Source organism: Telluria sp. AIW5 (assembly GCF_056680575.1).
Map to the genome: position 1 here is coordinate 4,996,321 of NZ_CM155289.1, position 22,345 is coordinate 5,018,665.

The 22,345-nt window shown below is 65.4% G+C and carries 21 protein-coding genes; 14 read left to right on the top strand and 7 right to left on the bottom strand.

Annotated features, from left to right (window positions below; all coding sequences use genetic code 11):
- Nucleotides 1-12 precede the first annotated feature (12 nt).
- From AC1MEM_RS22145 to AC1MEM_RS22155, 3 genes are all read left to right on the top strand, one after another.
- Nucleotides 13-1,041 (top strand): CDP-6-deoxy-delta-3,4-glucoseen reductase, encoded by a 1,029-nt coding sequence (locus AC1MEM_RS22145; protein ID WP_499474249.1) that lies wholly within the window; start codon nt 13-15, stop codon nt 1,039-1,041.
- A 323-nt stretch (nt 1,042-1,364) separates the two neighbouring features.
- Nucleotides 1,365-2,603, top strand: a complete 1,239-nt coding sequence (locus AC1MEM_RS22150) for an MFS transporter (protein WP_499474250.1) — start codon at nt 1,365-1,367, stop codon at nt 2,601-2,603.
- A gap of 81 nt (nt 2,604-2,684) precedes the next feature.
- Nucleotides 2,685-3,080 carry an HPF/RaiA family ribosome-associated protein gene (locus AC1MEM_RS22155; protein ID WP_499474251.1) on the top strand — a complete coding sequence of 132 codons (396 nt, stop codon included), beginning with the start codon at nt 2,685-2,687 and terminating at the stop codon, nt 3,078-3,080.
- Between the two features lie 56 nt (nt 3,081-3,136).
- Here AC1MEM_RS22155 and AC1MEM_RS22160 read toward each other — a convergent pair whose 3' ends face one another.
- On the bottom strand, nt 3,137-3,943 hold the full coding sequence (locus AC1MEM_RS22160) for a helical backbone metal receptor (RefSeq protein ID WP_499474252.1): 807 nt from the start codon (nt 3,941-3,943) through the stop codon (nt 3,137-3,139).
- 111 nt (nt 3,944-4,054) lie between these two features.
- Here AC1MEM_RS22160 and AC1MEM_RS22165 point away from each other — a divergent pair, with 111 nt between their 5' ends.
- Both AC1MEM_RS22165 and sbcB read left to right on the top strand, forming a co-directional pair.
- Complete coding sequence (locus AC1MEM_RS22165) at nt 4,055-5,020, top strand: GGDEF domain-containing protein (protein ID WP_499474253.1); 966 nt, start codon at nt 4,055-4,057, stop codon at nt 5,018-5,020.
- Nucleotides 5,021-5,099: 79 nt separating this feature from the next.
- Nucleotides 5,100-6,548, top strand: coding sequence for an exodeoxyribonuclease I (sbcB, locus tag AC1MEM_RS22170; RefSeq protein WP_499474254.1), 1,449 nt, complete (start codon nt 5,100-5,102; stop codon nt 6,546-6,548).
- Nucleotides 6,549-6,795: 247 nt separating this feature from the next.
- On the opposite strand, the gene pyrF is transcribed toward sbcB, so the two are convergent.
- Nucleotides 6,796-7,617, bottom strand: a complete 822-nt coding sequence (gene pyrF, locus AC1MEM_RS22175) for an orotidine-5'-phosphate decarboxylase (protein ID WP_499474255.1) — start codon at nt 7,615-7,617, stop codon at nt 6,796-6,798.
- Nucleotides 7,618-7,777: 160 nt separating this feature from the next.
- Here pyrF and AC1MEM_RS22180 point away from each other — a divergent pair, with 160 nt between their 5' ends.
- The 7 genes from AC1MEM_RS22180 to AC1MEM_RS22210 all read left to right on the top strand — a co-directional run bounded on the left by AC1MEM_RS22180 (nt 7,778) and on the right by AC1MEM_RS22210 (nt 12,799).
- Entirely contained in the window at nt 7,778-8,401 is a 624-nt protein-coding gene (locus AC1MEM_RS22180; protein WP_499474256.1) for a LemA family protein, read from the top strand.
- A 2-nt stretch (nt 8,402-8,403) separates the two neighbouring features.
- Nucleotides 8,404-9,243, top strand: coding sequence for a TPM domain-containing protein (locus AC1MEM_RS22185; protein WP_499474257.1), 840 nt, complete (start codon nt 8,404-8,406; stop codon nt 9,241-9,243).
- Nucleotides 9,244-9,254: 11 nt separating this feature from the next.
- A complete protein-coding gene (locus tag AC1MEM_RS22190; protein WP_499474258.1) occupies nt 9,255-9,773 on the top strand; it encodes a TPM domain-containing protein in 519 nt (172 codons plus the stop codon).
- A 76-nt stretch (nt 9,774-9,849) separates the two neighbouring features.
- Entirely contained in the window at nt 9,850-10,614 is a 765-nt protein-coding gene (locus tag AC1MEM_RS22195) for an SDR family NAD(P)-dependent oxidoreductase (RefSeq protein WP_499474259.1), read from the top strand.
- Between the two features lie 604 nt (nt 10,615-11,218).
- Entirely contained in the window at nt 11,219-11,527 is a 309-nt protein-coding gene (locus tag AC1MEM_RS22200; protein WP_499474260.1) for a hypothetical protein, read from the top strand.
- A 78-nt stretch (nt 11,528-11,605) separates the two neighbouring features.
- Nucleotides 11,606-12,004 (top strand): VanZ family protein, encoded by a 399-nt coding sequence (locus AC1MEM_RS22205; protein ID WP_499474261.1) that lies wholly within the window; start codon nt 11,606-11,608, stop codon nt 12,002-12,004.
- A gap of 159 nt (nt 12,005-12,163) precedes the next feature.
- On the top strand, nt 12,164-12,799 hold the full coding sequence (locus AC1MEM_RS22210) for a hypothetical protein (protein WP_499474262.1): 636 nt from the start codon (nt 12,164-12,166) through the stop codon (nt 12,797-12,799).
- Between the two features lie 195 nt (nt 12,800-12,994).
- Here the strand turns inward: AC1MEM_RS22210 and AC1MEM_RS22215 are convergent, their stop codons facing one another.
- From AC1MEM_RS22215 to AC1MEM_RS22235, 5 genes are all read right to left on the bottom strand, one after another.
- Complete coding sequence (locus tag AC1MEM_RS22215) at nt 12,995-14,800, bottom strand: glycoside hydrolase family 2 protein (RefSeq protein WP_499474263.1); 1,806 nt, start codon at nt 14,798-14,800, stop codon at nt 12,995-12,997.
- Nucleotides 14,787-15,896, bottom strand: coding sequence for a galactokinase (galK, locus tag AC1MEM_RS22220; protein WP_499474264.1), 1,110 nt, complete (start codon nt 15,894-15,896; stop codon nt 14,787-14,789). Before galK ends, AC1MEM_RS22215 begins: the two co-directional genes overlap by 14 nt.
- On the bottom strand, nt 15,896-16,984 hold the full coding sequence (locus tag AC1MEM_RS22225) for a M24 family metallopeptidase (protein WP_499474265.1): 1,089 nt from the start codon (nt 16,982-16,984) through the stop codon (nt 15,896-15,898). Before AC1MEM_RS22225 ends, galK begins: the two co-directional genes overlap by 1 nt.
- Complete coding sequence (galT, locus tag AC1MEM_RS22230) at nt 16,981-18,075, bottom strand: galactose-1-phosphate uridylyltransferase (RefSeq protein WP_499474266.1); 1,095 nt, start codon at nt 18,073-18,075, stop codon at nt 16,981-16,983. Before galT ends, AC1MEM_RS22225 begins: the two co-directional genes overlap by 4 nt.
- Before the next feature lie 403 nt (nt 18,076-18,478).
- Nucleotides 18,479-20,011 carry a dipeptidase gene (locus AC1MEM_RS22235; protein ID WP_499474267.1) on the bottom strand — a complete coding sequence of 511 codons (1,533 nt, stop codon included), beginning with the start codon at nt 20,009-20,011 and terminating at the stop codon, nt 18,479-18,481.
- A gap of 114 nt (nt 20,012-20,125) precedes the next feature.
- On the opposite strand from AC1MEM_RS22235, the gene AC1MEM_RS22240 reads away from it, so the two are divergent.
- Complete coding sequence (locus AC1MEM_RS22240) at nt 20,126-20,989, top strand: pirin family protein (RefSeq protein ID WP_499474268.1); 864 nt, start codon at nt 20,126-20,128, stop codon at nt 20,987-20,989.
- Between the two features lie 67 nt (nt 20,990-21,056).
- A complete protein-coding gene (locus AC1MEM_RS22245; RefSeq protein ID WP_499474269.1) occupies nt 21,057-22,079 on the top strand; it encodes an asparaginase in 1,023 nt (340 codons plus the stop codon).
- Nucleotides 22,080-22,345 lie beyond the last annotated feature (266 nt).

Here is a 22,345-nt window from a genome sequence, read left to right on the forward strand (position 1 = left end):
TTTGAGGATTGTATGACGTTCCAGATCACTGTCCAGCCCAGCGGCACCCAATTCGCCTGCGAAGCCGACGAAACCGTGCTGTCGGCCGCGATCCGCGCCGGCGTGGGCCTGCCCTACGGCTGCAAGAACGGCGCCTGCGGTTCGTGCAAGGGCAAGGTCGTCGGCGGCTCGGTCACGCACAAGCCGCACCAGGCGCGCGCCCTGTCCGAGCAGGAGAAGCTGGGCGGCATGTCGCTGTTCTGCTGCGCGCTGCCGGAAGGCGATGTCGTGATCGAAGCGCGCGAGATCGGCGGGAGCAGCGACTATCCGATCCGCAAGATGCCGACCCGGGTGGCCTCGGTCACGCGCGCGGCGCCGGATGTGGCGATCGTCACGCTGCAGCTGCCGGCCAATGAGGCGCTGGCCTACCGCGCCGGGCAGTATGTCGAATTCCTGCTGAAAGACGGCAAGCGCCGCGCCTACAGCCTCGCCTGCGCGCCGACGCTCGAGCGTCCGCTGGAACTGCACATCCGTCACCTGCCGGGCGGCCTGTTCACCGACCACGTGTTCGGCGCCATGAAGGAACGCGACATCCTGCGCTTCGAAGGGCCGCTCGGCACCTTCTTCCTGCGCGAAGAGTCGGAGAAGCCGATCGTGCTGCTGGCGTCGGGTACCGGGTTTGCGCCCGTGAAAGCCCTGGTCGAGCACCTGATGCACCTGAAGTCGACCCGTCCGGTACGCCTGTACTGGGGCGGCCGCCGTCCGCAAGACCTGTACATGGACGAGTTGTGCCAGGCCTGGACGACGACCATGCCCGATTTCGCCTATGTGCCGGTCGTGTCGGATGCCCTGCCGGAGGACAACTGGACGGGCCGCACCGGTTACGTGCACGCGGCGGTGATGCAGGATATTCCGGACATGTCCGGCTGGCAGGTGTATGCCTGCGGCGCGCCGGTGATGGTCGACGCCGCGCGCAGCGAGTATGTAGCGCAGTGCGGCTTGCCGGCGGAGGAGTTTTTTGCGGATGCGTTTACGACCGAGGCGGATCTGGCGGCGGAGTAAGGGCTGACTGTTCACGGCTCCGCTCGCGTTCCGGATGATCTCGCCAAAAACCTGGGGTCAGGTCTGACATTTAGACACGGCCTCAACGATACCGGGCCCAGTAAGGCAGAGGTCGCGCCAAGGCGGGAGTCCAAATGTCAGACCTGACCCCAGCTCTTCTGCGGCTCCGCTCGCGTTCCGGATGATATCGCCGCAAACGATCACCGCGTGGGCGGCGCATACGGCACGTTGGATCACCCGCCGACGATCGAGCCGCCCACCCTACGCAGCAATATCTTAAATGAGGCACAATTGACAGCTTCTCGCCAGTCAATGTTTCCTTCATGTCCCTGCTTTCCTCGTCCAGCGGCCTCAGCGTCCTGCGCAATCGTAATCTTTCCTTCTACCTGTCCGCACGTTTCCTCGGCACCCTTGCCGTCCAGATGCAAAGCGTGGCCGTCGGCTGGCAGGTGTACCAGATCACCGGCAGCCTGTTCGACCTCGGCCTGATCGGGCTGGCGCAGTTCGCGCCTTTCCTGGTATTGATTCTATGGGCCGGCCACGTCGCCGACCGTTACGACCGGCGCAAGATCATCGTGCTGTGCATGCTGACGCAATTGCTGGTGAGCGCCCTGCTGCTGGCCTTCACCGCTAGCGGCAGCCACGTGGTCTGGCCCGTGTTCGCGGTGCTGGTGCTGTTCGGCAGCGCGCGCGCCTTCATGATGCCGGCTTCCCAGGCCGTGCTGCGCAACCTGGTGCCGGACAAGGATTTCAGCCAGGCCGTGGCGCTCGGTTCCTCGACCTTCCATGTCGCCGTGATCGCCGGCCCCGTACTCGGCGGCCTGCTGTATGCCTTCGGGCCGACGGTTGTCTACCTGGTCGCGGCCGCGCTGCTGTTGATCGCGACCCTGCTCATGGCCTCGACCACGAGTGCGCCCCAGGTGCGCAGCACGGCGCCGATGAGCTGGCATACCCTGCTCGAGGGCCTGCGTTTCGTACGCTCGCGTCCCATCGTGTTGGGTGCCATTTCTCTCGACCTGTTCGCGGTGCTGTTCGGCGGCGCCACCGCCCTTCTGCCCGCCTACGCGCACGATGTGCTGCACGCCGGTCCCACCGCGCTCGGCTGGCTGCGCACGGCTCCCGGCGCCGGCGCAGCGCTGTGCTCGATCGCGCTGGCCTTCGTGCCGGTCAGGCGCCATGTCGGCGCCTGGATGTTCGGCGGCGTGGCCCTCTTCGGCCTGGCCACGCTCACGCTGGGCGCGACGACCCACTTCATGGTCGCGCTGGGCGCACTGTTCCTGCTCGGCGCGGGCGACATGGTCAGCGTGTATGTGCGCCACCTGCTGGTGCAATATGAAACGCCGGACGAAATCCGCGGCCGCGTCAGCGCCGTGAATGCCGTCTTCATCGGCGCCTCGAACGAGCTGGGCGAATTCGAATCGGGCGTCACCGCCGGCTGGTTCGGCCTGACGCGCGCGATCCTGCTGGGCGGCGCGGCGACTCTGGTCGTGACCGGACTGTGGACGGTGCTGTTTCCGGTGCTCTCGAAGATGGACCGCTTCCCCCATCACAAAGACGCCTGAACGGCTTGGCGTGCGGGACGCGGTAAAAATGGCAAAAAGTGTAAGATTAGTTCCAAGATCTTTGATAACGGAGCCATCTTTATGCAAATCAATGTTAATACCGACCGTACCATCGACAAACACCAAGGCCTGGATGAGCACGTTCAATCCGTTGTGACGGGCGCCATCGGCCGCTTCGAAGACCAGGTGCACCGCATCGACGTCCACCTGAGCAATGAAAACAGCCAGAAGGGAGCCGACGGCGGCAACCGCTGCATGATGGAAGCCCACGTCACCGGCTACGCGCCGGTGGTCGTCAACGAACATGCGGTGAACCTGCACCAGGCCATCACCAATGCCGGCAACAAGCTCAAGCGCGCTCTCGACAGCGCCCTGGGCCGCCTGACCGACAAGGCGCGGCGTGAGCCCGTGCCGCTGGGCGACATCGACGGCGATCTCGCACCGGAACAGGACAAGAACCTGACGAGCGGCATGTAAGTAAGCCGCCAAGTGCGGCCTCGGCAGGACGAAGCGCGGCTGGCCCGCGCTTCTTTTTATCCTTCGAGCATCGCGCGCAGCTGGCGCAGGTAACGCAGCCCGGCCAGCGCCCGGCTACCGTACCAGGACATCATTTCCCCATCGACCAGGAACACCGGAATGCCGAGCTGTTTTTCGAGTGCGTCCGCGTGCGCCTCGGTAAAGCGGTAGGGCTCGGTCGACAGCAGCACCGCATCGAGTCCGTCGACCAGTTCGCTCGACCATGCGAACCGGGGATAGCGGCTGGCGTCAGGCAGGGTTGGCAGCTTCCAGCCGAGCTCGGCCAGCATGCGCGCGATATAGGTGTCGTTTGAAATGCTCATCCACGGGTCCTGCCAGATGCAGTAGAGGACCGTGCGCGGCGGCCCCGCCCCTTCCGCGCGCAGCGCCGCGTACTCGGCCTCGAATTGCCCGCACCAGTGTTCGGCCTGTTGTTCGGCGCCGAAGAGGCCGCCCATCAGCCTTGCCAGAGACAGGTTGTCGCGCGGCGCGAGCGGGTGCGTGACGACCAGGTGCGGCACGAATTCGGCGAGGGCCTCGGCGGTCGGCTTTTCGTTTTCGTCGATATTGACGATCACGTGGGTGGGTGCCAGCTGGCGGATTTTCTCGAGATTGACGTCCTTGGTGCCGCCCACTTTCGGAATGCCGGCCACGAGCCTGGCCGGATGGATGCAGAAGCCGGTGCGCCCGACCAGTTGCGGCGCCAGGCCCAGGTCGCACAGCAGTTCGGTGATCGAGGGAACCAGCGAAACGATGCGCGCGCCGGGAGCCGGGACATGCGCCACGCCGAGGGCGTCGACAAGGTGTGGATGAGGGGCGTTCATGGGCGCTATTGGAACACTCCTGTTTCCGAAACGCCAGCAGGAACGTGGCGTCGGATGGTTTATGATGGATTCTCTAATTTTTATTACCCAGCGATCACGCGGAGGAACGTTTTGAAACTTATCGGAGCATTTCGGGATTCGGGCTACACGGTGGAGAACCTGGAGCTGTTCCGCGGCGCCGACCTAGCTGCCGCGGCCGTCGCGCTGGCCGATTGCGAAGTGGTGCAACTGGCCGCGGGCGAACCGATCGAGGATGCGGTGCGGGCGCGACTGTATATCGTGCTGTCCGGCATGCTCGAAGTCGAAACCGATGGCCACGCCGGCAGTTCCGACGGCAACGTCAACCGCATCCTGGCGGGCGAAAGCGTGGGCGAGCAGTCGGTACTGGACGACGCCGCCAACCTCGACGCCGTGCACGCGGTCGAGGAGACGCACTTGCTCGTCATCGAATCGGCCCTTGCATGGGAACTGATCGATCACTCGAACGCGGTCGCGCGCAACCTGCTGCGCCTGATGTCCTTCCGCATCCGTGCCGCCAATGCGCTGCTGCGCCGGCGCCAGAAGCTCGGCGAGTTCTACCGCCAGCTGTCGTTGAACGACACCCTGACCGGCCTGTACAACCGGACCTGGCTGGCCGACATGCTGCCGAAACTCGTCGGCCGCGCGCGCGCCCAGGGCAGTCCGCTCTCCCTGCTGATGGTTGACCTCGACAACTTCAAGAAGTTCAATGATACGCACGGCCACCTGGTCGGCGACGCCGCCCTGTGCGCCGCGGCAAACGTCATCCGCGATGGCTTGCGCCCGTCGGACTTTGCCGTGCGCTATGGCGGCGAGGAACTCATGGCCGTGCTGCCGGAAACCAACGGCGAGTTGGCCTACATGGTCGCGGACCGCCTGTGCCAGCAGATGCGCGAGGTGGTGCTGTTTCCCGACATGCGCGTGCCGCTGCCGCATTTGACGGCCTGCTTCGGCGTTGCGGTACTCGATCCGGCCGGCGACGAGATGAGCCTGATCGAAGCGGCGGATGCGGCTTTGTATCGGGCCAAGGAAGCCGGCCGCAATTGTGTGAGCGTGTGAGATTGACGGAACGCGGCCCTGCGCCGACAATCCGTGCGATTCTTGATGCCTGGTCAAGACGGCCCCACACAATAAAACGATGAGCACACACACTTTCCTCTGGCACGACTACGAAACCTTCGGCGCACAGCCGCGCCGCGACCGTCCGGCGCAGTTCGCCGCGATCCGCACCGATGCCGAGCTCAACGAGATCGGCGAGCCGCTGATGCTGTTCTGCCAGCCGGCCAATGATTTCCTGCCCGATCCACAATCCTGCCTGATCACCGGCATCACGCCGCAGCAATGCCTGGAACTGGGCGTGCCCGAGCACGAGTTCGCCCGCCAGATCGAGGCCGCCTTCGCGGAACCGGGCACGATCGGCGTCGGCTACAACACGATCCGCTTCGACGACGAAGTCACGCGCTTCCTGTTCTGGCGGAACCTGTTTGATCCTTATGCGCGCGAGTGGCAAAACAATTGTGGCCGCTGGGATTTACTGGACGTCGTGCGCATGACCTATGCACTGCGTCCGGAAGGTATCGAATGGCCGAACCATCCGGATGGACGGCCGAGCTTCCGCCTGGAGGACCTGACCCGCGCCAACGGCCTGTCGCACGACGCCGCGCACGATGCGCTGTCGGACGTGCGCGCGACGATCGCGCTGGCACGCCTGATCCGCAGCAAGCAGCCGCGCCTGTTCGATTTCTGCCTCGAACTGCGGCGCAAGGACAAGGTCGCCAGTGAAATGGGGCTGCACCTGGAGCGCGGATCGCGCCAGCCCTTCCTGCACGTGTCAGGCATGTTCCCGGCCGAGAGCGGTTGCCTCGGCCTGGTCTGGCCGCTGGCCCAGCATCCGAGCAACAAGAATGAAATCCTCGTCTGGGATTGCCGTCACGATCCGTCGGAATTGTTCGGCCTCGATGCCGAGACGATCCGCCTGCGCATGTTCACGCGCTCCGCCGATTTGCCGGAAGGCGTGACGCGGCTGCCGATCAAGAGCGTGCACCTGAACAAGTCGCCGATGCTGGTCGGCAATTTGAAAACGCTGAGCCCCGCGATGGCGACGCGCTGGGGACTCGACCTCGAGCAGGGGCGCGCACATGCGCAACTGGCGGCGAATGGTCCCGACATGAGCGCGATCTGGGCGCAGGTGTACCAGAAGCCGGCCGGTTCGAACGAGACCGATGTCGATGAAGACCTGTATGGCGGTTTTGTCAGCAACAACGACCGCCGCAAGCTGGAGTCGCTGCGCATGCAGACGCCGGCGCAACTGGCGACCGCCCGTCCTTCCTTCGAGGACGAACGCCTGGCCGAACTGTTGTGGCGCTACCGTGCGCGCAATTTCCCGCAGACTTTAAGCGAGCAGGAAATGGAGACCTGGGAAGAACACCGGGCGGCGCGCTTGTTCGATGGCGCCGGCGGGGCGCGTACGGTCGACCAGTTGTTTGGCGAGATCGATGCGCTGTCGGAGACGGCGGATGAGCGGGCCGAGGAGATTCTCGGCGCCTTGTACGAGTACGTGGAGGCGATTGCGCCGAGCAGGTATTGAGGCTCATGGGGCTGTTGCCCGCGCTGCTATTGGCATGTTGAATCCGCATGGGCACAAGTGCCCATCCTACAGATGAGCTTATCGGCGAGTCCAGGTGAAATGCCGCATGACCTCGCCGCTAACGCCGCCCGCAGGATGGGCACTCGTGCCCATGCGGATCATGCGAATCGATAGCACCACAGGCAACAGCCCCACCAGCGTCAACCGCCCCAGCGCGTCAGCGCTCTATCGGCGGCAAGCTCGTCACTTAGCCCCGATACCGATTGATCTCATCGCGCGTCTCGCGCGCCACCCTGCGCGCGGCCGCCGCAAAGTCCTCGCCCTCCTCCGGCACCGCATACAAAATCGCCCGCGAAGAATTGATCATCATCCCGGTCCCGCCCGCCGTCCGTCCGGCACGCACGGTCGCCTCGATGTCGCCGCCCTGGGCGCCCACACCCGGCACCAGCAAGGGCATGTCGCCGATGATCGCCCGTACCTGCGCCAGTTCTTCAGGATACGTCGCCCCCACCACCAGCGCGCACTGGCCGTTGCGGTTCCATTTCTCGGCGACCAGGCGCGCCACATGCTGGTACAGCGGCTGCCCGCCCACATCCAGGAACTGCAAATCCGAACCGCCCGCGTTCGAGGTGCGGCACAGCACGATCACGCCGCGGTCGGCCCACGCCATGTAGGGCTCGACCGAGTCGAAGCCCATGTAGGGGTTCACGGTCACCGCGTCCGCGCCGTAGCGCTCGAAGGCTTCGCGCGCGTACTGGTGGGCCGTGGCGCCGATGTCGCCGCGCTTGGCGTCGAGGATCAGGGGGATGTGCGGATAGGTTTCGCGCAGGTAGCGGCAGATTTCCTCGAGCTGGCTTTCGGCGCCGAGGGCGGCGAAATAGGCGATCTGCGGCTTGAAGGCGCAGGCGAGATCGGCCGTGGCGTCGATGATGGCTTTGCAGAAGCGGACAATGGCGTCCGGTTCCGCTTGCAGGTGGGCCGGGAAACGCCCCAGGTCAGGATCGAGTCCGACGCACAGGAGCGAATCGTTGCGGGTCCAGGCCGCGGAGAGTTTGTTGATGAAGTTCACGTCGGGCCCCTTGTAACAGTGTCATTGCAAACCCACTATTGTACCCGCCGGCCGCGCCGGGCTTGCACCTCGATGGCGCCGCGGGCACGACCGTGCGACCGCAGTTGGTGGACTGCTGTATATTTTTAATCATTCGACAACTTGCAATGGACAGGACATCATGACGTCATCCGCATCTTCTTCTTCGTTTTCGCGCTGGGCCCGCCTGCTGGCGATCGCAACCCTGGCAAGCTCGTTGCTCTCGGGCTGCGGCTACAACGAATTCCAGACCAAGGACGAAGCCACCAAGGCCGCCTGGGGCGAAGTCGTCAACCAGTACCAGCGCCGCGCCGACCTGATCCCGAACCTGGTGAACACGGTCAAGGGCTATGCCACGCACGAGCGCGAGACCCTGGAGGCCGTCACCCGTGCGCGCGCCGCCGCGACCAGCTTCCAGATCACGCCGGAAGTGCTGAACAATCCGGCGGCCTTCCAGAAGTTCCAGCAGGTGCAGGGCGAACTCTCGAGCGCCTTGTCGCGCCTGATGGTCGTGTCCGAGAAATATCCTGAACTGAAGGCAGACACCAGCTTCCGCGACCTGCAGTCGCAGCTCGAAGGCACGGAAAACCGCATCACCGTCGCGCGCCAGCGCTATATCGCGTCGGTGCAGGACTATAACGTCACCGTGCGCAAGTTCCCGACCAACCTGACCGCGATGATGTTCGGCTACGAAGCCCGGCCTTCGTTCACGGTCGAGAACGAAAAAACGATCTCGACCGCACCGACGGTCAACTTCGGCAAATAATCATGCGTTTCTTGCGATCACTCTGGCTGCTGGCGCTGGCGTTCGCGCTGGCCGGCCCGGCCCAGGCCCAGCTCAAGGCCGTGCCGGCGCTGACCAGCCGCGTCACCGATGAAGCCGGCATGCTCGACGCCACCCAGCGCCAGCGCCTGGAAGCGGTGCTCGCCGAGCATGAAACCAAAAGCGGCAACCAGATCGCCGTGCTGCTGGTCAAATCGACGGAGCCGGAAGCAATCGAGCAATACGGGATCCGCGTGGCCGATGCCTGGAAGCTCGGGCGCAAGGGTGTCGACGACGGCGTGCTGCTGATCGTCGCACGCGACAACCCGAGTGCGCTGCGGCGCCTGCGCATCGAGGCCGGACGCGGGGTGCAGGGCGTGCTGACGGATGCGCAATCGAAACGCATCCTGCAGGACGTCATGGCGCCACATTTTCGTCAAAACCATTACTACGAGGGCCTGGTCGCAGGCGTGGGCGCGATCGCCACCGTGCTGAACCGGGAGCGATTTCCCGAGCCGGCGCAGCCGCAATTAGCACCTGCAGCACCGGCCAACGCGGCAGACGATGGACAAGGAGGCGGGATCGGTATGTTTGGCATCTTGATGTTGGTATTCGGTTTCATGCTGGTGCGTTCGATGTTCCGCCCGCGCCGTTCGCGCCTCTCGCGCGGCGGCTGGGGCAGCGGCGCGACCGGGTTTATTCTCGGTAGCATCCTCAGTAATGCGGGACGCGGCGGCGGCGGCTTCGGTGGCTTTTCCGGCGGTGGCGGCGGCTTCGGCGGCGGCGGCGGTTTTTCCGGCGGCGGCGGCAGCTTTGATGGCGGCGGCGCCTCGGGAGACTGGTGATGGCGCACGACATGAACAACGAATCATTCGGACAACGCTTCGGCCGCGTGCTGCGGCACTGGCGCAGCAGCCGCGCCGACGCCCAGCGCGCCTTCCCCGAAAGCACCTTGACGGCAGCGGCGCAGGCGATCACGGCGGGCGAACAGACCCACCGCGGCGAAGTGCGCTTCATCGTCGAGAAATCGCTCCCGACCGACGAAATCTGGGACGGCGTCACGAATCGCCAGCGTGCGCTGGCCCTGTTCGCCGACTACGGCGTCTGGGACACCGAGGACAATTGCGGCGTACTGATCTACGTGAACCTGGCCGAGCGCAAGGTCGACATCGTCGCGGACCGCGGCATCGACCGGAAGATCGATGAGGCCACCTGGCAAGGCGTCTGCCGCACGATGACCGAGGGCTTCAGGCAAGGCAGCTTCCACGATGCCACGCTGGCGGCGATCGAGGCGGTGAATGCGCTGTTGCGCGAGCACTTCCCGGCCACGGGTGCGCGTCCGAACGAGCTGCCCGACAGTCCGATCATGCTGTAGGACGCCTGGCAACGGCTGGTGCGGCGGACATGCCTGCCCTTACAATGGCGGCACCTGAACTCCGCGAAAGCCAACCATGAAACTCGTCGACAAAGTCGCCCTCGTAACCGGTGCCAGCCAGGGCATCGGCCTGGCCTGCGCCCAGCGCCTGGTGCGCGAAGGCGCGCGCGTGATGCTGGCCGATGTGCGGCCGGAAGTGGCCGAGGCCGCCGCGGCGCTGGGCGAGTCCGCCCGCCACTTCTGCGCCGACGTCAGCCAGAAGTCCGACGTCGACGCCCTGTTCGCCGCCACCCTCGCAGCCTTTGGCCGCGTCGATATCCTCGTCAACAATGCCGGCGTCACGCATGCGGCCGACTTCCTCGACCTGCGCGAGGAAGACTTCGACCGCGTCCTGCGCGTGAACCTGAAATCGATGTTCCTGTGCAGCCAGGCCGCGGCACGCGACATGGTCAAGCGCCAGAGCGGCTGCATCATCAACATGTCGAGCGTGAACGCCGAACTCGTCATCCCGAACCAGGTGCCCTACGTGATCTCGAAAGGCGGCGTCAACCAGCTCACGCGCGTGGCGGCCATCAGCCTTGCCCAGCATGGCATCCGGGTCAACGCCATCGGCCCGGGCACGATCCTGACGGACCTGGCGAAACAGGCCGTGCTGTCGAGTCCCGAGGCGCGCCACACGATCCTGTCACGCACGCCGCTCGGCCGCTGCGGCGAGCCGGAAGAAGTGGCATCGATTGCAGCTTTCCTCGCCAGCGACGATGCCTCCTACATCACCGGCCAGACCCTGTATGCCGATGGCGGACGCATGCCGCTGAACTATACGGTCCCGGTACGCGAATGAGAGGACGGCAAGCGCGTAGGCAAGTGCCAATCCGGGCGCCCGCGCAGACGCCAAACGCGACCATATTCACCGCCCGCATATCTGGTATCTGAATATGCAATTAGACAAATATATGGCAGCGCAACATAATGCACCTGTCTCCACTATTCTCCTCCAAGAAAATAGTTTTAAGCCCGCTCATGAAGCGGGCTTTTTTTTTGCGCCGCGCCAGAACACTTTTTCCCACATTGATAGATCGTCATGGCTGAGATTCGTTCGCCGCAGAGCCCGAATGCTTGCGCCAGGTCATACTCGGGTCACAATCGCTCCCTATACTGGGTTCATCTGCAATACACGCAACCGATATGCCTGATTGCAGACAGGTGTGTAGCGCAACTGCGCTGCACACCCACCGAATAGCGTCTCTTGGCCCGATCTTGGGTTGTGCCCGCCTCTCCCTGGTGGGCATTTTTTTGTTTGCAGGACGCCCGTATTGCATAAATGTGAAGACTGGCCTTGCAGCCTGTCGGCTTTTGACTATCATGAAGTTCGTGCGCCGCAAGCGGGACAGATTGCACGATCCCAAGGCGGACGCTGCTACACACCACACTAGGGAGCCGGACCGATGAATTTTCAGCTATTCGAAAAGCACAGCCAACATCCTGCCGCCAGCCGCCGCCAGCATGAGGAAGTGGGCCCCCTGGTTCTTAGCGAACTCAACCCGCTGGTCGTCATCGACCACCTCGACGGCCCGCACGCCGCGCTCACCCTCCACACCTTCGGCAGCGTGCGTGAACTCTGCCCGAAATGCCAGCAAGGCCTCAAACTCGTGCTGCGCCAGACCTCGGTGCGCATGGCCCACCTGTTTTGCGCCGAATGCCAGGGCTGTTTCGACGCGCGCTATGCCGACGGCGCCCCGGCGCTGACCATCTAGTTCCCCCGCCGTACACCCGGCCGTGCGGCGCGCGGTCGCAGGTCGTGGTATGGTTGTCGTTTTGCAAGCTCGTCAGCCATGCCGCAATTCCTCTGTTTCCTCCTCCTCGACCCACGCCTGAACAAGCTGCGCCATACCGCCGCGATCGTCTTCTTCCTGGCCATTGTGGTGGCCGGATCGATCCCCGGGGCGCGCGCCGGGATCGGAGAGTATGCGCCCGGCGTGGTCCTGCATTCGACAGCCTATTCCGTGCTGGCGCTGCTCTGGTTCACCGCCAGCCGCGGCAGTGCGGCGAGCCGGACGGTCGCGACCCTGCTGGCCATTGCCGTGATGGGCGCGATCGATGAATCGGTCCAGAGCTTCTTCCCCTACCGTGGCGCCGATGTGCGCGACTGGATGGTCGACTGCAGCTCGGCGCTCATGATGTGCGCGATCCTGTGGGCGATCCTGCCGAGAGCGGCACTCCACCGCAGCTGAGCCCGGCCAGCGCCCGTTTCCCCGAATCCACCTCCCGCTTGATCTGCCTCATGTGACACCCGAGTCAGCTGGAACGTCGTGCCCCGTTTGCCCCTCTTACCACAGTGGCAGACGACATCGTCACGCATACCCACTGACAAAATCAACGGAGGATCCATCATGAAACAACAACATCAGAGCATGTTGCTGGCGGGCTTGCTGGCCATGGCGCTCGGCCTGTCGGGCTGCGCAAGCATGCGCGGCGGCGGCGATTCGGGCGGCGGCGACACCCCGGGCAGCGCCGCCAGCGGCAGCAGCGGCGCAGCCGGCGCGACCGGCAGCTCGACCAGCGGCGCGACCGGCAACGATGCTGGCGGCATGTCCGGCACGAGCGGCGGCACCAGCTCCGGCAGCTCCGGCACGTCGGGAACCTCGGGCAGCAGCGGCGTCGACCAGTCCAGCAGCTCGGGCAGCACGACCCAGGGCAGCTCGGCCGGCACGATGTCCGACACCGCCAGCGGCAGCTCCCAGGCCGGCGCCGCCACCGGCAGCGGCATGGCGGCCGGCGCGAGCCCGAACAGCACCGTCGTCTCGATCGAAATGGTGCCGCGCACGAGCGGCGGTATCAGCGGCAGCGGTGCGAGCGGCAGCAGCGGCGCCGCCGGCACTTCGGGCGGCTCGATGACGTCGGACCGCGTCTACCGGGTCACCCTGCGCATGGACGACGGCAGTACCCAGGTCGTGACGCAGGACGCCACGCCAGACTTTCGCAGCGGCGACCGTGTGAACCACAGCCGCGGCGCCATCAAGCACTGACGGCCGCCTCAGCGCCGGACGAGCAAACCGCAGCATGCACGGCAGCCCGGCTGCCGTGCATGAGGTAGCAGGGTTTCCGTGCGTGACGCAGCAGAGCTTCGTGCGCGAGGCAGCAACAACTCCGCGCACAAAAAAAACCGCCGCCCCGGGTCGGGCAGCGGCGTGGTCGGCATTTCAGCGCACGGGCGTCAAGCCTCAGGCCGGACCGTCGTCCTTCTCGTCCTCGGCCTTGACCGGCTTGAGCTGCGCGTTGCGCGTTGCCGCCGAGATCAGCTCGAATGGCAGTTTCGGGGTGCGGTCCGCGTTCAGCAGCCCGTTGGCCTCCTGGAAGGTGTCGGCGAACTGCGTATAGCAAAAACCGCTGAACATGAAGGTTTCGTTCACCGCTTTCAGCAAGCCGCGGTAGAGGTTGTGGAAACCCTCGGCCGTGGTCGAGCGCGAATAGCCCCAGGTGCCCTCTTCCGGCGTGCCCTTGGTGTCGTAGGCAATGCCGCCGAATTCGGTCAGCACGATCGGCTGGCCGCGGTGCGGGAAGCCGTCCAGGGTCAGGATGCGCCCGCCTGGACGCCGCTGGTCGAACAGCGTACGTACCGGGTCGGTGACGGCATAGCGCGCGCCGAGCTTTTCCGGGTCGCAGTCGTAGTCGTGGATACCGAGGATGTCGGTGGCCGAGGCTTCCCAGCCATCGTTGCCGATCACCGGCCGCGTCGCGTCCAGCGTGCGCGTCAGGTGGTACAGCGCCTCGACGGCATTGCGGTGCGCCTGCGTGAGCGTCAGGTTCGGCACGCCCCAGGATTCGTTGAAGGCCACCCAGACGATGATGCAGGGGTGGCTGTAGTCGCGTTCGATCGCCTCGGTCCACTCGCGCACCATGCGCGTGATCGCCTTGGCGCTGAAACGATAGGCCGACGGCATCTCTTCCCAGACCAGCAGGCCCAGTTTGTCGGCCCAGTACAGGTAGCGCGGGTCTTCGATTTTCTGGTGCTTGCGCACACCGTTGAAGCCCATTAGCTTCGCCAGTTCGACGTCGCGTTTCAGGTGCTCGTCGGACGGGCCCGTAAGGAAGGATTCGGGCCAGTAGCCCTGGTCGAGCACCAGGCGCAGCTGGTAGGGCCTCCCATTCAACATCAGGCGGTCGCGGTTGATCGCGAACGAGCGCAGGGCCGTGTAGGAACGGATGCGGTCGACCACGCGGTCGCCGCAGCGCAAGGTGACCTCGGCGTCGAGCAGCGTCGGGCGTTCCGGGCTCCACAGCAATTCGTTGCGCGAATCGTCGATGCCGGGGTCGGACAGGGCGATCTTGCGGTTCGCTTCACCGCCCAGCAGCTTGTAGTGGTCGTCCGCCAGCAAATGTTCGCCATGCCAGATTTTGACCTCTATAAACATGTCGTCGCGGATTTCGCCGCCCGCGAACACCTCGCAGCCGATCTCGAAGGTCTCGAAGATCGGGGTCCATTTCAACTTGTTGATGAAGGTCTTTTCAACCTGCTCGACCCACACCGTCTGCCAGATGCCGGTGGTGCGGGGATACCAGATCGAGTGCGGCTCCAGCAGCCAGTCCTGCTTGCCGCGCGGCTTCGCGAGGTCGGCCGGGTCATCCTCCACATACACGGTGACGAGCTGGATGCCGTCCGCCTTCATGGCCGAGGTGATGTCGGCCATGAACGGCGTATGGCCGCCTTCGTGCTCGGCCACCAGCTGGCCGTTGACCCAGACCCGCGCCAGGTAGTCGACCGCGCCGAAGTGCAGGATCGTGCGCCCTTCGGTCGGGCTGAGCGTGAACTCGCGCTCGTACCAGCAGACACGGTGGAAGCCCGTGTCGCCGATGCCGGACATCTTCGTTTCGGGTGCGAACGGCACCTCGATCTCATGGGTCCATTGCGGCACCTCGCCCGGCAGCTTGCAGCGCATCTCGTCGTCGAAACAGAAGCGCCACTTGCCGTTCAGGCTCATCCAGTTGTCGCGTACCAGTTGCGGACGGGGATATTCAAACTGACTCATTGTTTTCCTTTCCTTCATTCGAAGTCGGGCTCAGACGCGGGATCAGGATGCGGCCCTGTCGTCCGTTCCTGTTGTATTCGGTGAGGGCAGCCTCGGCCGCCCCTTGTGCGAAACCCGCCTTGCACAGCGCCACGCAGGCGCCGCCGAAACCGGCGCCGGTCAGGCGCGCGCCGACCACGCCGTCCTGCGCGCGCAGCAGGGCGCACAGTTCGTCGAGTTCAGGGATCGATACCTCGTAATCGTCGCGCAGGCTGAAGTGCGACGCGTTCATCAGTTCGCCGAAGCGTTCCAGCGGAACGCCCTCGGCCGCTTCCAGCACGCGCAGGTTTTCCTGCACCACGTGGCGGGCGCGGCGTCTGAATGGCTCCGGCAGGCTTTCCACCGATGCCGGATCGGTGACGTCTCGTAGTGCCGTTACGCCAAGTTTGCGCGAGGCTTCTTCGCATTCGGCGCGCCGTTCGTTGTACTTGCTGCCGGCCAGTTTGCGCGCGATGCCGGAGTCGATGACGATGATCTCGGCGCCCTGCGGCAGCGGCGCAAGCCGGTGCTCCAGGGTGCGCGCATCGATGAACAGCATGTGCGACTCGTCCGCCAGGCTGGACGCCATCTGGTCCATGATCCCGCAGTTCACGCGCGCGTACTCGATCTCGGCGCGCTGGGCGATGCGCGCCAGCTTGACGTCGTCGAGTTCGAAACCGAGCATTTGGCGCAATGCGCGCAGGGTCGCCACTTCCAGCGCGGCGCTCGAGGACAGGCCGGAACCGACCGGCACGTCGGTCGAGATCCAGGCCCGCAGTGGCGGTACCTTTACTCCCTCGGCTTCGACCAGGCGGATGCAGCCTTCGATATAACTGCCGAAACCAGGCGGCGCGCTGCCGTCCGGGGCGAAGGTGACGTTGGCGTCCAATGTACTCGAATAGAAATGGAAATGGCCGTCGTTGCTACGACTTAAAGCCACCGTCGTGCGCTGGGGCGTGGCCACCGGCAGCATGAAGCCGTCGTTGTAATCGGTATGCTCGCCCAGCAGGTTCACGCGTCCGGGTGCGGAGGCGTGAACCTCGGGCGGGCCGCCGAAGAAGGAATCGGTTGTCACCATCAGTTTGTCTCCAGCCAAAGGGGCCGCTCGCGGCCATGCACCGTCACGGCGGGCCACTGCGGATCCAGGGTCAGGTTGTCCAGCCCCTGCGGCCCGAGGAGGAAAGTGTCCTCGATCTTCAGGCCGTCAAAGCTGGGATTGAATGCGAAGGCCATGCCCTCTTCCAGTTCGGTCGCCGTGCTGGCGGTGGCGACGATCTCGCGCGCCAGGTAGCCGGTAATGCCGCCCTGGTGGTGTTCGTTGATCGCGTCCTGGCGGTCGGCGTGCTTGTAGGCAGCGGCAAAGGCGTGGTACACGGCCGACAGCGATTTGCCCGGCGTGACGGTGGCGAGACCGGTGGCCTCGACTTCCATCAGCGCGCGTTGGTCCTGCGGGGCCGGCCCGAAGCTGACAAACCGCGTCAAATTCGCATACAGGCCGTGGCGGCGCGCGCCGAACACCAGCATGGCGCGCGACCCGATTGGTTCATGCGAGGGCGTCGGATGCCGGTAGGCCGGCAGGCGCCGCTCGCCGGCGGCCAGCACCAGGGCCGGATGGATGCCGCGTCGCCACAGCGCGGCGGCGCCGGCCGCGGCCAGGTCGTATTCGGTCCATTCCGGGCGCGCGGTCCGCATCACCTGCGTCATCGCTTCGGCCGCTTCGCGTCCCAGCAACCGGTAGCGCGCCTGCTCGGACGCCTGCAACACCAGGCGCCGCTGGCGCAAGGCCGTCGGCAACGGCTGCTCGCTGCCGTGCGGACGGTCCGACAGCACCGGGCGGTCGCCCGCCAGGCCCAGCACATAACGTTCGCGCAGTTCGACCTGGGCCCAGGGCGTGACGTGGAAGGTGAAGCCCGCCGGGACTTCTTCCTCGCGCAGGCGCGCCGCCTCGATCTCATCGGTCAGGATCACGGCGTCGTCGCGCGTGACGAGCACCTCGGCCACGCCCAGTTCCGACGTGTGCAGCACCGCGCTCGAGCCGCCGGCCGTGACCCAGGCGAACCAGTCGATGCCGCGCAGGCGGATCGCCGCGGCGCCGCTGCGCTCGAGGCAATCGCGCAGCAAGGCCAGCTTGGCCGCCACTTCGGCGGCACGCTCGACGCCGCTCATGCGCCGTCCTCCAGCGTGACGGCCACCGCCTGCAGCTCGGCCGCCGTGTTCTCGGGCAGGACGTCCATCGCGAACATGCCCGCGCCAATCTCGGTACCGGCCAGGTATTTCAGGCGGTCGCGCGAGCGGTACGGCGGGAAGAACTGGGCGTGCAGCTGGGTTTCCGGATGCGCCATGCCATCGGTCGGCGCCTGGTACCAGGCCATCAGGTAAGGGAAAGGCCGGTTCCACATCGTCTCGTACTTGAGCAGCACGGTTTTCAGGCAGCGCGCGAGGCTGGCGCGCTGCACGTCGGTCAGCGATGCGAAATCCTGGCAGGGGCCGGTCGGCATGACCCAGACTTCATACGGATAGCGTGCGCAGGCCGGCACGAAGGCGATCGCATGCTCGTCCTGGTACAACACGCGCTGCCCGTCGGCCGCTTCGTTTTTCGCCATGTCGCACAGCAGGCTGGCGCCGTGCTCGAGATAGTATTCGCGCTCCTGGGCCAGCATGCGCGCCGGGACCTGCGGCACGAACGGATACGAATAAATCTGGCCGTGCGGATGGTGCAGCGTCACGCCGACTTCGGCCCCGCGGTTTTCGAAGGGCAGCACGTATTCGATGTTGGGGTTGGCGCCAATGCGGCGCGTGCGGTCGCCCCATACCTGCAGCAGGAGTTCGATGCGCGACAGCGGCAGGTGCACCAGGGCCGTGGTCGGGTCCTGGGTGAAGACCACCACTTCGCAGTGGCCATTGGCGGGCGCGGTCGGCACGGTAAGGTGGGGCGGATCGTGCGATTCGAGCGCCAGCGACGGAAAGCGGTTGTCGAACACGGCAATCTCGTAGTCGCCCGCCGGCAGCTCGGTTGGATTGGCCGGGTCTTTGGTGACCGCCAGCGGGTTGTACTCGGGCGGCGGCAGGAAGGTGCGGTTCTGGCGGAACCCGGCATACGTGACCCACTCGCCGCGCAAGGGATGCCAGCGCAGGTGCGGGTTGGCATTCATGGGGTCGGGGAAAGGGCTGGGCGCCACCAGGCCGTCCGGAATCGGCCGGTTGCTGTAGAGGGTCAGGTGTCGTCCGTCTGGCTTTGTCAGTTCTTTACTGTGCATGGCATCGCTTCGTGTCGGCAGATCACATACGCGCGCAGGGTGACCAACACTCTGCGTACGCGGCTAAGCAATGATCCTAACATGGCGCTTACGCTACATTTTCCGAGCAGAACGTATGTTTTTTCCAACAGTTAATGACTCAGCGGAGCTGTCGGGACAGGTGCGGGAGGCAGCGCTGCGCCGCTCCTATGAAGACGCGGCCTGGACCCGGTCTGGATGGCTGAAACCAGTGTTTTTTGTAGGACCAAGCCTACAAAACGATAAGAAGTATTTACGGGTTTTGGCAAGACAAACACTGACAAGCCCAAGCGGAACGGCGAGCGCTGGATCGGCCCGTTGCGGGCCGTCGCGATGGCGGCGGAACCCCGGCGCGGGGTGCGCCGGCGGTATGGACAAGCCCTGCCTACTTCGCCAGTTCGGCCAGCACCGCCGTGTACATCTGCAGGTTCAGCAACAGCTGCTTGAGCGTGATGAATTCATGCTCGGAGTGGCCCGTGTACACCTCGCCGGGCATGCCGGGACCGAAGCTGACCGCATTCGGGAACAGGCGCGAGTTGGTGCCGCCGCCGATCGCCACCGGCTTCGGATCCTTCATGCCGGTAAAGTACGAAAACACGTTCATCAGCACCGGCAGCTGCGGCGCATTCGTGCGTAGCCAGGGTTCGCCCGTGCGCACCGTCACGTTCGCCAGCTTCACGTTGCGGTCCTGCCAGCCGGCCAGCGCGGCATTCACCTCATTGGTCAGCTGTTCGATGCTCTTGCCCTGCGGACGGCGCAGGTTGATCGACACCTCGATGCCATCGTCCTTCTGGCGGATCACGGTCGGGGCCACCGTCATCGGTCCCATGAACTTGTCGCGATAGGCGATGCCGCCGAATTTTTCGCCGTACAGGCCTGTTCCCACCAGTTCGTTCAGGTAGTTCACCGCTGCGCCGGCCGTCGTGTTCAGCCAGGGCTGCACGGCCAGCGCATCGGCCAGCATCGCCACCGCATTCACGCCATCTTCCGGCTTCGACGAGTGCGCCGACACGCCGCGCGCACGCACCTCCAGGTCGCCGTCCTTGCGCGTGAATTCGTAATGCATGCCTTCCTGCTTCGCGCCGCGCTCGCGCACCTGCGCCTCCAGCGCGGGTGTCGCGTTGGCGATCGTCGCGTTCGCGTCTTCCGGAATCTGGCTGCCGAAGAAGCCGCCGCCGAAGGCTGCAATATAGGCTTCGCCCGCAGCCGGCACCGCCGCCCCGTTCTTCGGGAAGGTGACGGCGATCGTGCCCGATGCCTTCTCGGCGACGACTGCCGGATACTCGGCGTCGAGCGTGATGTTCATCTGCGGCGGCTCGTGGGTTTTCAGGAAGTCGACCAGCGGCTGCCAGTTCGATTCCTCGCCCATGTACACATACAGCTCGATGCGCTTCGAGAGCGGCAGCTGCTGCTGGTCTTTCAGGGCCTTCATCGCGTACAGGGCGGTGGCGATCGGGCCCTTGTCGTCCTCCGCGCCGCGCGCCAGCAGCTTGCCCGGTTCGCTGGTCTGGTCCAGCACGAAGGGCGACTTCCTCCACTTCGCCGGGTCGACCGGCTGCACGTCGCCGTGCGTGACGACGCCGACGCGCTCCTCGCCTTTACCCATGCCGATGACGATCACCCAGCCATGGTCGGTAAAATCGAAACCGAGACGGCTTGCCTCGGTTCTGAGATAGTTCTTGAATGCGATGTGCTGCGGGTCCTGGTCGGACGGGACCTTCGGGTCGGCCACGGTGTTGAAGCTGACGAGGCCGGCGAGCGTCTTGACGACCTCGGTGCGATAGGTGGTGACGGCGTACTTGGCAGCCTTGACGGCGGCCGCACTCGGGACTGAACCCGGAGCGGCGCGCCCTGGCGCCTCGGCGTGCGCCTGCAGCGCGCAGGCCAGCAGCAGGCTGGCGAGGATCGTTCTTTTCATGGTCTGGGGTGTCTCCATTGCATAGGCGCAACGAGTCTAGCACAGCGTCGGCGCTGCACGGCGGCCCGCATTCCGGTATCGTGGCGGTCAACGACAAGACGAACGAGGCTAACAATGAGCGACAAACTGGTGAGCCGGATTCACCCGGCACTGCGCGACGATATCGGCGACCTGGTTACCCAGCGCCCGGTCCCCAGCCGCCACCTTGAGCAGGTCGACCCCTTCCTCTTCCTGAACCACCACGGCCCGCAAACCTACCCGCCCCACAACCACGGCCTGCCCTTCGGCCCGCACCCGCACCGCGGCTTCGAGACCGTCACCTTCATCCTCGAGGGCATGCTGATGCACAAGGACAGCGCCGGTTACGAGAGCATCATCCGCGCCGGCGGCGTGCAGTGGATGACGGCCGGCAGCGGCCTGATTCACGCCGAGATCTCGCCGCCCGAATTCCTGCAAAGCGGCGGGCCGCTCGAGATCCTGCAGCTGTGGATCAACCTGCCGCCGCACCTCAAGATGACCAGGCCCGCCTACACCGGCCTGCAACGGGACGAGATCCCGGCGCTGCAGCTGGACGACGGCCGGGTGACGATGCACCTGAGCGCAGGCGAATGGGAAGGCACGCGCGGGCCGGTGCAGTCGCTGACCGGGGTCTTCATGAGTACCATCGCGTACCAACCGGGCGGGCGCCTGCGCGTGCGCGGCCTGGCCGGGCGCAACGTGTTCCTCTATGTCGTGCGCGGCGCCCTGCAGGTCGGCATGGCGGAGGACCGCGTCAGTGCCTTCCACCTGGTCGAACTCGGGCACGAGGGCGACGAAGTGGAGATGACGGCGCTGGAAGACGCACTGATCCTGTTCGGCCACGCGGAGCCGATCGGCGCGCCGCTGGTGTCGCACGGACCTTTCGTCATGAATTCGCGCGCCGAGATCGAGCAGGCGATTCGCGACTACCAGGCCGGCAAGTTCGGACAGCCGATGTGAGGGGGTGCGCTCCTTTTTTGCGGCCTCGATTAGAGTAGGCGGCTACTCAACTTCACGAGATGCGAGCATGCACGCCGTCCCCCTCGCCGCCACCACGCGCGGCTATCCAGACACCGGCTACACGATCGAAAACGTCCACGCCGGCTCGATCGCCGTCGTCGACACCACGGGCCGCCTGCTGGCCTGGGCCGGCGATCCGCAGTACCAGACCTTTACGCGCTCGGCGCTGAAACCCTTCCAGGCCCTGCCCTTCCTGCTGTCCGGCGGTCCCGCGAAATTCGGCCTCGCGGAAGAAGAGCTGGCCCTGCTGTGCGCCAGCCATTCGGGCGAAGAAAAACACCTGAACGGCGTACGCGCGATCCTGAATAAAATCGACCTCGACGCCGGCCACCTCGAATGCGGCTGCGCCGCGCCGCTGTACTACGAGACCAACAACCTGCCGGTGCCGCAGGACCGCAGCTGGACCCCGTTGCACCACAACTGTTCGGGCAAGCACAGCGGCTTCCTCGGATGGTGCCGCCTGCACGGCGCGCCGACCGCCGGCTATGTCGACCCAGGCCACCCGCTGCAGCGCGCGATCCGCACCGCGCTGGCCGATGCAGTGAATTTGCCGGAAGCGCAGCTGCCGAGCGGGATCGACGGCTGCTCGGCGCCGAACTATGCGCTGCCGCTGGCCAGTCTCGCCCACCTGTACGCGCGCCTGGCGCAAGGCGCGGGCGACCCGCTGCTCGGGAACGCGCTCGGTCCCCTGTTCGACGCGATGACGCATCGTCCGGACATGGTCTCCGGCACCGAGCGCAGCGACCTGGTGTTGATGACGGCGGGCGGCGGAGACTGGGTAGCAAAAATCGGCGCCGACGCCGTGCAGGCGATCGGCATCCGTTCGCTCGGGATCGGCATCGCCATCAAGGTCGCCGACGGCAACAACCGCGGCCTGCACACGATTACGTACCAGGTGCTCGATCAACTCGGCTTGCTGGACGAGGGCAGGCGCGCCGTGCTGGAGCGGTTTCGCCAGCCCCGGATCCGCAACGCACGCGGCACGGTGGCCGGCGATATCCGCACGCTATTCACGCTGCAGCGGGCGTAATCGCTACATCCGAACTCGCCGTTGACCGGCGCGTAACGTAGGGTGGGCCGGGCGGCGAACCGCTCTCGAGCCCACGCGTTCGCACCGTTGCGTCCGCCGGAATTTATTGCCAGCCGCGGCGTTGATCATGCGCTGCAACGCGTGGAGTCGGGACTCCACCCTACGGATCGCGACACGCAACGGTGCCATACGGCGTGGGCACAAGTGCCCACCCTACGAAAATACATCTGAACTCGCCGTTGACCGGCGCGTAACGTAGGGTGGGC